Annotated in this window: 1 protein-coding gene; it reads left to right on the top strand. The window is 51.0% G+C overall.

All coding sequences use genetic code 11. The features are described 5' to 3' along the window. Window positions 1–125 precede the first annotated feature (125 nt). Window positions 126–655 (top strand): IS3 family transposase (locus MHX65_RS11495; protein WP_239270174.1); only part of this gene is annotated, 530 nt, incomplete at its 3' end.

The raw sequence follows: 655 nt of genomic DNA on the forward strand, positions 1-655 counted from the left end.
GATCTTCGTGCGGAGAATGCTCGTCTGCGTCGTGAGCTGGCAGAAGCCAAGATGGATAATGAGTTTTTGTCAAAAGCGACAGCCTTCTTCGCCGCAAAGCAACGCGAAGAGAAAAGTTCGAGTTAATGCAGCAGGAGAAGGCGAATTTCAGTATCAAGCGCATGGCGCGCTTGTTGAAGGTATCTCGGTCTGGATACTACAAATGGGCCCATATGCAGCAGCAACGCTTATCCGGTAAAGATGATCGGACATCTTTTTACGATGATGTTGATCGTAAGATTCATCAGATTTGGAAAGACTCCGATGAGGTCTATGGTGCTCCGCGGATTACCGCAGAACTCGCCGATCGCTACCAGATCAGTGTAAATCGTAAGACTGTGGCTAAGCGGATGCGTCTGATGGGCATTGAAGGGATTTCACCGCGTGCTTTTGTGCCGGTGACAACGATCCAAGCCAAGCGTAAGTCAAGTCTTCCTGACCTAGTCCGGCGCATGTTTGATGCTGGTGAGCTTAACCGGGTGTGGATGTCAGATATTACTTATCTGCGCACCGGTGAAGGCTGGTTGTATTTATGCGTGGTCCGCGATGGTCATTCCCGCAGGGTGCTGGGCTGGGCTATGGATAGCGTGCAAGACACAAGTTTGGTCGAACGGGC

This window comes from Corynebacterium sp. ACRPS, from assembly GCF_022346005.1.
In the GTDB taxonomy this organism is placed as follows: domain Bacteria; phylum Actinomycetota; class Actinomycetes; order Mycobacteriales; family Mycobacteriaceae; genus Corynebacterium.